This window comes from Micromonospora salmantinae, from assembly GCF_022230905.1.
In the GTDB taxonomy this organism is placed as follows: Bacteria; Actinomycetota; Actinomycetes; order Mycobacteriales; family Micromonosporaceae; genus Micromonospora; species Micromonospora salmantinae.
In genome coordinates this window covers 52,707-63,110 of record NZ_JAKKFG010000006.1, presented here as the reverse complement: position 1 = coordinate 63,110, position 10,404 = coordinate 52,707, and the positions used below count along the sequence as shown (strand labels likewise).

General features: G+C 74.7%; 8 protein-coding genes. 1 reads left to right on the top strand and 7 read right to left on the bottom strand.

Features of this window, described 5'->3' with window-relative positions:
• The 4 genes from PSH03_RS05980 to PSH03_RS05965 form a co-directional block, all read right to left on the bottom strand.
• Window positions 1–2,793 (bottom strand): hypothetical protein (locus PSH03_RS05980; RefSeq protein WP_238688492.1); only part of this gene is annotated, 2,793 nt, incomplete at its 3' end.
• Window positions 2,794–2,841: 48 nt separating this feature from the next.
• A complete protein-coding gene (gene cutA, locus PSH03_RS05975; protein ID WP_091406014.1) occupies window positions 2,842–3,162 on the bottom strand; it encodes a divalent-cation tolerance protein CutA in 321 nt (106 codons plus the stop codon).
• Between the two features lie 21 nt (window positions 3,163–3,183).
• Entirely contained in the window at window positions 3,184–4,188 is a 1,005-nt protein-coding gene (locus PSH03_RS05970; RefSeq protein ID WP_238688491.1) for a 1-acyl-sn-glycerol-3-phosphate acyltransferase, read from the bottom strand.
• Window positions 4,188–5,021 carry a patatin-like phospholipase family protein gene (locus PSH03_RS05965; RefSeq protein WP_238688490.1) on the bottom strand — a complete coding sequence of 278 codons (834 nt, stop codon included), beginning with the start codon at window positions 5,019–5,021 and terminating at the stop codon, window positions 4,188–4,190. Before PSH03_RS05965 ends, PSH03_RS05970 begins: the two co-directional genes overlap by 1 nt.
• A gap of 165 nt (window positions 5,022–5,186) precedes the next feature.
• Between PSH03_RS05965 and PSH03_RS05960 the strand changes: the two genes are divergently transcribed.
• Window positions 5,187–6,686: a serine/threonine-protein kinase gene (locus PSH03_RS05960; RefSeq protein WP_238688489.1), complete on the top strand. Its 1,500-nt coding sequence runs from the start codon at window positions 5,187–5,189 to the stop codon at window positions 6,684–6,686.
• Between the two features lie 18 nt (window positions 6,687–6,704).
• Here PSH03_RS05960 and PSH03_RS05955 read toward each other — a convergent pair whose 3' ends face one another.
• The 3 genes from PSH03_RS05955 to PSH03_RS05945 all read right to left on the bottom strand — a co-directional run bounded on the left by PSH03_RS05955 (window position 6,705) and on the right by PSH03_RS05945 (window position 10,383).
• On the bottom strand, window positions 6,705–7,760 hold the full coding sequence (locus PSH03_RS05955; RefSeq protein WP_238688495.1) for a glycosyltransferase family 4 protein: 1,056 nt from the start codon (window positions 7,758–7,760) through the stop codon (window positions 6,705–6,707).
• Between the two features lie 148 nt (window positions 7,761–7,908).
• On the bottom strand, window positions 7,909–8,580 hold the full coding sequence (locus tag PSH03_RS05950; RefSeq protein ID WP_210785378.1) for a BON domain-containing protein: 672 nt from the start codon (window positions 8,578–8,580) through the stop codon (window positions 7,909–7,911).
• Window positions 8,581–8,757: 177 nt separating this feature from the next.
• A complete protein-coding gene (locus tag PSH03_RS05945) occupies window positions 8,758–10,383 on the bottom strand; it encodes a trypsin-like peptidase domain-containing protein (RefSeq protein WP_238688488.1) in 1,626 nt (541 codons plus the stop codon).
• Window positions 10,384–10,404: the final 21 nt, after the last annotated feature.

Below are 10,404 nucleotides of genomic sequence, written 5' to 3'. Positions count from 1 at the left end.
CGCGCGTCCGACCGCCGCGGCGGCCAGCACCAACGCGGCCACCGCCAGCAGTGGGTACGCGGCGGCCCGCAACGGCAGCCCACCGGCGAGGGGGGCGGTCACCGCCAACGCGGACGCCGCGCCCACGGCGGCGAGACAGCCGGCGACCCGTACCCCGAACCGTCGCGCCCCGGCGGCGACCGCGACCGCCGCCACCAGCAGCGCCCCCTCGGCGGCGAGCGTCCCGGCCCTGGTGGCCAGCAGACCGAGCACACCGGAGGCCACCAGCACCACGCCCACCGGCACGGCGACCGGCGTGAGCGCCGGGCGGGCGGCGGCCAGCGCGGTGAACAGCAGCGCCGCCAGGCCGGCGAGCAGGACGGCGGCCGGCAGCACCGGCCACGGCGCGCCGACCGCGATGAGCAGCACCGGCAGCGCCGCCGCGACGAACGGCAGCGCGGGCGGCACCGGCAGGCCGACCCGCCGACCGGCCAGCGCGCCGGCCACCGCCAGCACGACCAGCGCGAACCCGACCGGGAGCACCGTCGGGTCGGCGACGACAGTGGGCACCCCCGACCACACCCGGTTCCCGCCGCCGTAGGGCGACCCGAGCGCGGTCAGCACCGTCGGCAGGGCCGACAGGACGGCGACCGCCGCCAGCGTTCCGCCGGCCGCCAGCAACAGCGCCGACCGGGCCGATTCGCGCCCGTCGGCCGCCGGCCGGTCCCCGAGGGCCGCCTGGCCGGAGGCGTTCGCCGACGGCAGCAGGTAGACGACGAACGCGACACCCAGCGCGGCCAGCGCCGCGTACGGCGCGAGCGGCTCGTCACCCGCCCCGACCAGTGGCGCGAGGCCGGGCACTGCCACCGCGGCGACGGCGCCGGTCACCGCGTACCCGGTCAGCTCCACCCGGTGGCGGCGGGCCGCGAGCGCCGCGACCAGCGACAGCCCGGCGGCGGCCAGCGCGAGCCGGGCCTGCCACCAGGGCGGCCCGCCCACGGCGAACATCGCCAGGGCCGCGATCCCGGGCAGCGCGAGCTGCCCGACCAGCAGGCCCGCACCGGCCACCTCCCGGTACGCGCCGGTCCCCCGTCGGACGGCCAGTGCCAGCCCGACCACGGCGAGCACGCCGAGCGCCACCAGGGCGCCGGTCGCGGCGGCCAGGGCGACGAGCAGCCCGTGCCCGAGCAGGACGGCGCCGCCGAGCGCACGGGTGCGCAGGGCGACCGACGGGGTGCTCGGGCGGGCCAACACGGCGAGCAGCAGCGCGACCCCGCCGACCAGGTCGATGGCCATCACCTGAGGCCAGGAGGCCGCCCAGCCGGCGGGCAGGGCGAACAGCACGGCGACCGCGCCGGTCGTGGCGAGCACCGCCCGCGTGTTCCGAGGGAGCAGCAGCACCGCGGCGCCGATCGCCAGCGCCACAGCGGGTGCCAGCTGCCAACCCCAGCGCAGGTCCGGCCCCGTCCCGGCCCCGCCCCAGGGCGGCAGCGACCGGCCGACGGCGGCGACCGCCAGCCCGATGGTGATCAACACGGTCACCTGCGCCGTGCCCCCCGCGACGACCAGCGCGCCGGCCCGCGGACCGGTCCGCCAACCGCCGCCACCGTCCACCGCCGCCGGCAGGAGCCGCACGGCGGCGGCCATCCCCAGCGCCACCGTCGCCGCCGCGAGCAACAGCAGGGACGGCCTCAGCTCCGCCACCGGACGCAGCAGGGCGGCGGCGAGCACCGGCACCAGCAACCCGGCCGTCACCGCCCGCAGCGCCCGTCCCCCGACGAGCCAGGCCGCACCGAACCCGGTCAGCGCGACCAGCAACAGCGGCACCCCGGCCAGCAGTGGCGAGCCCCCCGCCCGCCCACCGACCAGCGGCACCACCGCGCACGCCGAGGCGCCCACCAGCGCGGCGACGTGACCGGCGCCGGCCAGCACCCGGCCGACGAGCTGCGCCGCCCCTCCCCGGCCACGCAGCGCGGCCAGCACGGCCAGGTTCAGCGACGCCACCCCGAGCAGTACCAACGCCCACCCCGCCGCACCCAGCCCGGCCTCGGCGGCGAGCAGCGGCAACACCGGCTGGGCGGCCACCAGGGCGGCGAACCAGGGCCCCGTCAACCCGCTCCACCGGCCGTACGCCACGGCGACCGCCGCGCTGGCCCCCCCGACCAGCGCGGCGTACCGGCTGCCCGGCCAGCCGGCCACGCCAGCCAGGTCCACCGACCAGGCCGCGTAACCGTCCAGCACCACCAGCAGCCAACCCACAGCGGCGAAGGTCTCCGCCGTACCGCGCAGCCCTCGCCGGACCGCCAACAGCGGTACGCCCAGCGCGAGCGCGGTGAACGCCACCAGGATCAACGCCCGTCCGGCGACCCCCACCGCCGCCCAGGCGACCGCTGTGAACACGACCGCCGCGGTGCCCAACAGGAGTCCACCGAGGACGAAGAGCAAGCCCTGGACCGTCCGGGTCGAGGTTTCCGCCGCGCCCGGCCGCGAACCCGTCGCGACCCCGGGGCCCGGGCCGATGAACGGCGCCGGGCCGACGGCAGGCGCCGGGCGCGCCACGACCGAGGCCGCCAACCCGGCACGGACGACAGCGGCCAGTTCGGCTCGCCGCCCGGACACGGTCGACAGCCGCCCGGCCAGCTCGGTGTACGTGCGGCGAGCCCGCTCCACCTGCGGCTCAAGCTCGGCGACCTCCCGGCTCAGCCGAACCACCTCAGCGGCGATCGGGTCGGGCGCGCGGCGGCAGCCGGAGCAACCGGCGCTCAGATCGGCCGGTGCACCGCAGGCGGGGCAGGGGTAACGGGTGTCGTCCACCCGGTCATCATCGACAACCGACCGGGGTGCGACCCAGAGTGCGCGTACTCAGGATCGGGTGTGCTCGTACACCCAGGTGGCGTAGTCGGGGTTGCCGCTCTCCACCCTGGACACCAGGATCTCCGGCACCTCGTACGGGTGGCTGACCCGGATCTGGTCCAGCAACGCGGTGAGCCGATCCGGTGCGGTCTTGAACTGCACCGACCACTCGGTGCTCGTCTCCATCCCGGACCGCCACCAGTAGGTGCTGTCCACCTGACCACCCACCTGGGCGCAGGCGGCGAGCCTGCCGGCGACGGCCGCAGCCGCCAGCACGTCGGCGACCGAACGCGCGTCCACCACCGTTGTCACCACGCAGATCTCGTCCACGCCCGCACCCTACGCGGACATTTACCGATTAGCCGCGATCCAGGCATCAATCTGCGCCCACCAATCGAAGAGCCAGTCGATGCGTTCCTGCCGTCCGGTCGGTACGTCCTCCGGCGGCACCGACCAGAACCGCATCACGATCCGCTTGTCCATCGGCAGTTCCCGCCACACGTCGGTGACGGTGAGCATCCGGTCCAGCCCGGTGTGGGCGACGAAGATGACCCCGGCGCCCGGTGCGGCGTCCAGCGCGGCGAGCATCCCACCGGGCTGCGGGGCGAGCACGTGGCGCATCCGCTCGGCGCGCAGGGCCATCCTTTCCAGGCCGAGGGAGCGCAGCCGGGCGATGGCGCGCAGCCGTCGCCCGGGGGTGAAGTTGCCGCCCTCGGGGAAGATCACGAAGGCGTCGTTGTCGTCCAGGCCGGTGGCGAGGTGCCCGACCTGGCGTACCGTCTCCTCGCCGCGCTCCGGGGTCGGCGCGATGAACCGGTTGGGCAGACGGTTGAGCAGCACGTCGATCGCCGGATCCCACTGGAGGCTGTCCTTGAGGACGATCCGTGGCTCACGGTGGAACCAGTTGACCAGCCCGTGGATCAGGATGAACGAGTCGCCCGGCCCGGCGTGCCGGCAGAGCACCAGCTCGGGCCGGCCGGGCAGCGCCGTGTCCGGGTCGGTGCCCACCACGTCGATGCTCAGGCGCAGTGTCCAGCGTGCCTGCCAGAACAGCACCCGCAGGAACCAGCCGGCCAGCACGTAGTGCGCGCGCTGGAAGGCCGGGGACCGGGCCCGCCAGCCGAAGCCGGAGACGACCCAGAGCAGGAAGAGCGCGAGCAGCGCGGCGGCGTCCCAGACCAGGTAGAAGCAGCCGATCCAGAGCAGTCGCAGCGGGCGCAACCGACCCGGGACCAGCGGGGACGCGGCCGCGGCGAGCAGCGCCCAGATCGGCAACGTGGTGACCACGAGGAAGGCGAGCAGCACGACGGCGGGGGCGATCAGCAGCCGACGCAGCCACCGGGGAGGCAGCGGCATCAACGCTCCAGGTGGGTGGCGAGGTAGCGCCGGGAGGCGGTGTACGCGCGGCTGATCCGCCGGCCCACCGCCGCCATGTCCCGGTACGCCCACGGCGTGTCGTCGCGTGGGTTGAGCCCGCCGGTCGGCAGGACGTGCACCTCCACCCCCTCCGGCAACGCCGCCATCTCCCGGAAGAACCGGTGCCGGCGGGAGATCTCGAACGCGACCTGCGCGATCTCCCACGGCCGACGGGGCGGGGTCAGCTCCCGTTCGATCCGACCCACCTGGAGGACGTAGATCCGGCGGGCGCCGACGGCCACGGCCTCGCCGATCGGGATGGAGTTGACGATGCCGCCGTCCACGTAGTGCGCGCCGTCGATCTCCATCGGCGGAAGCAGGCCCGGCACTGAGGCCGACGCCATCACCGCCGGCACCACCGGACCGCTGTCGAACCAGTGCTCGGCGGCCCGCTCGATGTGGGCGGCGCAGCACCGGAACGGCACCCGCAGGTCGGCGAAGGTGGTGTCCACCCCCAGCTCGTTCTCGAGCAGGCGGCGCAGCGGCCGGGGCGAGTGCAGGTGGGTGCGGGCGGCGAAGCGGCGTACCTGCCGGGCGACCGAGTCGCCGTACACCTCGCTCGCCTCCGGTGAGGCCCAGAGCCGGACCAGCCGGTCGGTCACCGCCTCGGACGGGTCGGCGGCGACCAGCGCGCCGTTGACCGCGCCGATCGAGGTGCCGAGGACCATGTCGGGTTGGATGCCGGCCCGGAACAGGGCACGCAACATGCCGACCTCGACCGCGCCGAGCACTCCCCCGCCGCCGAGCACGAACGCCACCGGTCCCCCCGCCATGTCTCTCATCCTGGCACGCGCCCGCCGCCGACCAGTGGGCCGCTGTCGACCGGCGGTCGGCGCACGGCAGGCACCGTCCGTCGACGGCCGGTGGCGACGGCGTTGACAGGCAGGACGCATTCGCGCAACCTGATACCGCTCCCACCCCTGAGGCAGGTGCGATCCGTGAAGGCAGCGCTGCATCCGGGCCGATTGCTGGCTCGCAGATACCGACTTCTGGACCAGATCGGCGCCGGTGGCATGTCGGTCATCTGGCGTGCCCGGGACGAGGTACTGGACCGGGTGGTCGCGCTCAAGGTGCTCGCCCCGTCACTCGCCGCCGACGCGCGATTCCGGGGGATGGTGCGCGAGGAGGCACGAGCCGCCGCCCAGTTGGTGCACCCACACCTGACCTCCGTGCACGACTACGGCGAGACGGTCGACCCGGACGGCTCGATCACCTCGTTCGTGGTGATGGAGCTGCTCAGCGGCGAGGAGTTGAAGCTTCGGCTCACCGAGGGGCCGCTGCCCTGGGCCGAGGCGGTGCAGGTGGGCGCGCAGGTCGCGGACGCGCTGGCCGCCGCGCACCGGCTCGGCATCGTGCACCGGGACATCACCCCGGCCAACGTGATGATGACCGGGACGGGCGTCAAGGTGCTCGATTTCGGCATCGCCACCCGGATCGGCGCGCCCGACGAGGACGAGGACGGCGAGACCTTCGGCACCCCGGCGTACGTCGCTCCGGAACGTCTCGACGGCGCGCCGGCCCAACCGTCCACCGACGTGTACTCACTCGGCGTGCTGCTGCACGAGGCGCTCACCGGCCGGGTCCCGTATCCGGCGGACACCTGGGAGCAGCTCAGCGCCGCGCTGGCCAGTGGTCCGCCGCCAACGCTGGCCGACCTACCGGAACTGCCCGCACCGGTGGCCCAGATCTGCCTGCGTAGCCTCGCCCGGAACCCGGCCGATCGGCCGACCGCCCGGCAGGTCGCCACCGCGCTCCGCGATCACTCGCTGCCCGCCGAGCCCTCGACGGCGACCATCCGGGTGCCGACCCAGCCCCTGCCACCACAGTCGCCCGCCGTCGCGACGGCCGGCGGTCCGGCGGCAAAGCGACAGCACGGAGACGCCTCGGACGGCGCGACCTCCTCCGACGCGGGCGAGCCGGCGACCGGGTCGGGCTGGTCGCGTCGGCGGTTGGTGTTGCTGCTGGTGCTGGCCGTCGGGGTGACCCTGGCCGGGGTGGCCCTGCTGCCCGAACAGCAACCGACCCGCTGGGCGCAACCCTCCGCCGGGCCGGTGACGACACCGTCGACCGAGCCGCCGGCCCCCGAGTCGTCCGCGCCGATCACGTCGTCCCCGCCGACCGCTGCACCGTCGACGAAGCCGACCACCGGAGCGCCCACCTCGAACCCGGGCACCCTGACCCAGGTCGCGAACCGCGTCGACGGGTTGATCGGCTCCGGCCTGAGCGCCGGCGAGATCCGCGACGACGTGGCCCTCGACCTGCGCAACGAGCTGCGCAACCTGACCGTGGCGGTCAGCTCCGGCCGCGAAGAGCTGGCGCCGCCGGTGGCCCGGCTGCGTGCGAAGGTCGCCGTCCGTCTCGGTGAGGGCGGCATCAGCCCGGCGTACGCCTCTCGGCTCGACGCCGCCATCGCCGAGCTGGGCGCGACCGGGGCCTGACCCGGCGACACCGGTGGGTCAGCGCACCGGCACCCGGGCCGGTTCACGGGCGTCGTGCCGGCCGAGGGCGAAGCGCCGATAGACCTCGGCGTAGCCGCTCGCCATCCGCTCGACCGAGAAGTTCCGGGCGACGTGCGCCACGCAGTCCTCCGGGTCGAGTCGCTCCGCCGCGAGCAACGCCGCGGGTAGCTCCTCCGACCGCTCGACGACGAGCCCGGTCAGCCCCGGCCGCACCAGCTCCGGCACCGCACCCCGGTTGAGCGCCACCACCGGCGTGCCGGTGGCCATCGCCTCAAGCATCACCATGCCGAACGGCTCGTCCCACTGGATCGGCATGATCAGGCAGCGCGCGTCGACAAGCATCCGCAGCGTCGTCGCGCGGTCCGCGTTGAGCACGACTGTCACGTCCTCGTCGACCATCGGCGCGACGACCTGCTCGTAGTAGCGGCGCTCGGCCGGCTCGTTGCACTTGCCGGCCAACAGCAGGGGCAGTCCGGCCGCCCGGCACGCCCGGATGGCGGTGTCCGGGCCCTTGTCCGGGCTGAACCGGGCCAGCCACAGCACCGGCCCCGCGCCGGGCGTGTGCTTGCGCGGGAAGCCGCGGATGTCGAGCGCGTTGTGCACAGTGCCGGCCCAGGGCAGGTTCGGGTTCAGCCGGCGCTGGGCGTGCGAGATGGCCACCAGTGCGACGTCCGCGTCGATGTCGCTCAGCACGTCGCCGTACTCCCCGACGGGGTTGCCGTGCACTGTGGCGACAGTCGGCACGGCCCGACGGCCGGCGACCAGCGGACCGATCGTGGTGTGGTCGTGGATCACGTCGAAGTCGGCCGGGCTGATCAGCCGATTCACCCGGGCCAGGTGGGCCAGCTCGGGCAGTGACTCGCCGAGCCGCTCGTACTGGACCTCGGCCACCGTGGAGACGAAGCCGCCGGCCGCCGTGCCGTGGTCATCGCCGGCGCCGAACAGGGTCACCGAGTGCCCCTGCCCGCAGAGCGCGTCAACCAGGGCGGCGACGACCTGTTCGAGGCCGCCGTAGCCGGGTGGCGGTACGGACAACCACGGCGGAACCACCATCGCGATGCGCAGCGACCGCTCCTCGGGGCGGCCCGCAGGCGAGTGGTTCACGGCCACGAGTCCTCCCCGTTGCTCCCCGGTGCGGCGGCACCGCCGGTCGGCGGCGGTTTCCCGGTGGCGTCCCAGGTAAACCGGACATGGCGGACGATCACCCGCCCACCAGGAGTTGGTCGTGGACCACCCGCACCCCGGGCGCGGACCACGCCACCCGCTCGACCTGATCGCGTTCCCACCAGGAACGGACCACACCGGCGAGGACCAGCGTGTCGCCGTCCACCTCGACTGTCACCCGCTCGCCGCCGAGCGTGCGCAGCAGCGCCCGCTGGACGTCGCGTCGCAGCCGCTCGGCGGCCGGTGGCGCCGCGGGGCGTACCTCGATCAGGTTGGTGATCCCCCGTACGCCGTCGAGCCGGCGCACCTCGCCCTCGGCGGCCCGCCGCTGCCACCCGAACTCGACCTCACCGCGCAGCATCAGCCAGCCGTTTGCCACTGTCACGTCCAGCCGTTCGGCGGGTACGAAGCTGTCCCACTCCAAGGCGCGGGTGGCGGCGTTGGCGACCTCGGCGTCGGTACGCCCCGGAGTGCCGGGCAGCCGCACCTCCATCTCGTCGGCCACCGCCCGTACGCCGCGAACCCGCTGCGCACACCGCGTCGCGGCCCAGCCGCGCGCGGCACCGTCCACGAATCCGGTCAGGGTGACCACGCCCTGGTCGACGGTCACCCCGATCTCGTTCGGTTGCAGCCGGGCGTCCCAGGCCAGCTCGGCCAGAACGTCGCGTTGGATCCGCTGGTCGTCGCGGACACCCACCACCTCGGTCATGGCACCCACCCCCGGTTCCGGTCGTCGCCCTCCGAAACTGCCGGGCGGACGGGTGACGGCGGTTCACCCGATCCGGGTGAACCGCCGTCCGGGCGGAAAAAAGCGGCGGGTGACGGAGCCGACCCCCTCGGCCCCGCCACCCGCCGCCGGAGGGAGGAAGCAGGTTCAGACAGCTGGTCAGGACGTCTCGGCGAGTGTCACGGTCTCCGTCTTCTCGACACCGTTGCGCTTGAACTGCACCTCGACCCGGTCGCCGACCTTGCCGGCCTGCACCGCGCCCACCAGGTCGTCCGAGTCGTTGACGGGCTTGTCGCCGAACCGGGTGACGACGTCGCCGCGCTGGAGGCCGGCCTTCTCCGCCGGGCTGCCCGGGGTGACCGACGCGACGAGGGCCCCGCCGCCCTCGGCCTGGTTGACGCCGACTCCGAGCGACGGGTGGCTGACCTTCTCGCCACGCTGGAGCTTGCCCGCGACGTCCTTGGCCTTGTTGCTGGGGATGGCGAACCCGACACCGATGTTGCCGGTGCTCTGCCCGGAGGTCGCGATGGCGGTGTTGACGCCGATCACCTCGCCCCGGGTGTTGACCAGGGCGCCGCCGGAGTTGCCGGGGTTGATCGGGGCGTCCGTCTGGAGCAGCCCGGAGATCGAGCTGACCGGCTGGCCCTGCTGCTGGGTCGGGTCCTGCGGCTGACCCTCACCGGCCCGGATGGTGCGGTCCCGGGCGCTGAGGATGCCCGAGGTCACCGAACCCTGCAGACCGAGCGGGCTGCCCAGGGCGAGCACCTGGTCGCCGACCTGCATGGCGTCGCTGTCGCCGAACTTGGCCGGCTTGAGGTCGCTCACCCCGTTGGCCTTCACCACGGCCAGGTCGGTCTTCGGGTCGGTGCCGATGATCTTCGCGTCGGCGGTCTTGCCGTCGGCGAAGACCACCCGCACGGCGTCGCCGGCGGCGGACGCGACAACGTGGTTGTTTGTCAGCACGTATCCGTCGGCGCTGAGCACCACCCCGGAGCCCTCACCGCTGCCGGTGGTGATCGAGACGACGCTGTCCTGCACCGACGCGGCGATCTTCGGCAGGTCGGCTCCATTGATCACCGGAGCCGCGGAGTAGGTACGGGTGATGCCACCGCCGTCGCCGTCGAGGGCGAGCGCGAGTGCCCCACCAGCCACGCCGGAACCGAGCATCAGGGCGAACACCGCGACACCGGCACCGGCGAACTTGGCGATCCGACCCGGCCGGGGGCCGCTGCCGGGCGGCGCGACCTGCGGGCCCCACGGCGGGACCGGCTGGCCCGGGTGGTGCGGGTGCTGCCCGGGGTGCTGGGCGTGCTGCCCGGGGTGCTGCTGTTGCTGGGCGTACGCCATGCCCGGCTGGCCCCCGCCGGCCCAGCCGGACTGCTGGCCCGGGTACCAGGGGGCACCCGGGTAGTGGCCGGCGGCCGGCTGCGGGTAGCCGGGCTGGCCGGGCGCCGGGTGACCGGAGACCGGGTAGGGCGGCGCGGACGCGGCGGCGGCCGGGCGCTCGTAGCCGGTCGACGGCTCGTACCCGGTCGGCTGAGCGGCGGTCGGCTGGCCGGCGGGCGCGGCGGAGCCGGGGTACCCGACCGGCGTGGCGGCTGTGGTCTCCGCGTCACCGGTGGTGGAGGCGAGCGTCGGGTCGCCGCCGGTCGAGACGACCGGTACGGGGGTGGTCGGGGAGTCGGACTGCACGCGCTCGTCACGCGGCAGCTCGGCGGTGGGGTGCGACGGCTCGGCGTCGGTGGGGGCCGGCCGGCGCTGCGGGTCGGACTCGAACTCGGTCATGGCACTACCTTCTCCTCCGGC